The 1,267-nt window shown below is 34.7% G+C and carries 2 protein-coding genes; both read left to right on the top strand.

Annotated features, from left to right (window positions below; all coding sequences use genetic code 11):
- Positions 1-94: 94 nt before the first annotated feature.
- The gene (locus GF617_RS26855) at positions 95-364 is read left to right on the top strand and encodes a hypothetical protein (protein WP_203452775.1); all 270 of its coding nucleotides are present in this window, start codon (positions 95-97) and stop codon (positions 362-364) included.
- A 213-nt stretch (positions 365-577) separates the two neighbouring features.
- Positions 578-1,177 carry a hypothetical protein gene (locus GF617_RS26850; RefSeq protein ID WP_080327561.1) on the top strand — a complete coding sequence of 200 codons (600 nt, stop codon included), beginning with the start codon at positions 578-580 and terminating at the stop codon, positions 1,175-1,177.
- The last annotated feature ends 90 nt before the right edge of the window (positions 1,178-1,267 follow it).

Raw genomic sequence — 1,267 nt, 5'->3', positions numbered from 1 at the left:
TTACCGCTCATGGGCACCTCTCTTTAAGTCATCTTAAATGACTCTGAGGTGTCTGTTAAACCCGTGGCGATTCACAGGATATTGTGATATAAGCATGGTTGATGCTTCTCAGTATGAATTGATTAAGATTGATCGTGAATACTTCTGGCGGGAAGCCAAGAAAGAGCATCCCTTTAAAGGTCTTGTACTCTATAAAAATAAATGTGACAAAATTGTCTTTGAGGGCGTAGAGACATATGAACAACTTGAACTAGCAAGGCGTTTAGAGGTATGGGGTGTACAAGGATACTTGTTTAACTCTTGTAAATTAATCGATATTGAAAGTCTGGCACTTCGCTATGACTATATAAGTCTGACAAATTAATATCTAGAATCGTTATGTGCTATAAAATTCTTCCCCTTGATAATGGTATATATGAGATATATCGCCTGAGTGATAGCCGCGATGATTCGTTTACTCAGTTAGCCCGGACTATCCTTAGTTCACATGAAGTTTTACTAACTAATCCTCAAACGTATCCCGACATTTCATATATAGACTATATTATGTTCTACGTACCCTAGTTAAGGAAGAAAAATGAATTATAAAAAATGTGACTATTCTGCTATAGAATTAGTGGATGGTGTAATCTTTCGCATGAAAGATGATATTATTGGCTTTTATAAGTTATTTGATAATGAGAGGTATTACTATTATCATTTTGAGGATGGTGTCTATACACGTACTGATGGTTTAGTAACAATAGATAAGGGTGATCTTTTTTCTAATCTACTTGAGCTGAGAGCGGAGAGTTTCATTTATATCTCAGACCAAAATATAGAAATGCCTCAGAGTGAATTCCGTAGTGCTTTTTTATATTTCGATAGTTTACGAGTCAGCATTGAAAGCATTGATGGAAACATGTCAATAAAATCATTTGATTATAAAACTGATACTGAAATTCAAACTTATAATGATGTACTACAGTTCTATAATCACATCATTGATAATAAATGTGCGTATTATGGAAGACCCGACTTTGACAATGATATTCTTATCAATTCATTACGCAATATTGGCGTTCCAATCGACCAGGTTAAGGAACATCTTACAAGATTTGATATGTTTTGTAGAATGATTATTCCTGAATATCAGTATCCAATCTTACCAACAGAGATAAAACAGCTTAGCTATTAATTTTCTCAATGCCTTTTGAATCGCCACGGGTTTAACAGACACCTCAGAGTCATTTAAGATGACTTAAAGAGAGGTGCCCATGAGCGGTAA

Source organism: Lelliottia sp. RWM.1 (genome assembly GCF_016859735.1).
Classification (GTDB): Bacteria; Pseudomonadota; Gammaproteobacteria; order Enterobacterales; family Enterobacteriaceae; genus Enterobacter.
This window is presented reverse-complemented; position numbering and strand designations above follow the sequence as displayed.

What these genes read in the sequence shown, in the direction of transcription:
- GF617_RS26855 (WP_203452775.1), top strand. Translation starts at nt 95, where the DNA reads ATGGTTGATGCTTCTCAGTATGAATTGATTAAGATTGATCGTGAATAC.
- GF617_RS26850 (WP_080327561.1), top strand. Translation starts at nt 578, where the DNA reads ATGAATTATAAAAAATGTGACTATTCTGCTATAGAATTAGTGGATGGT.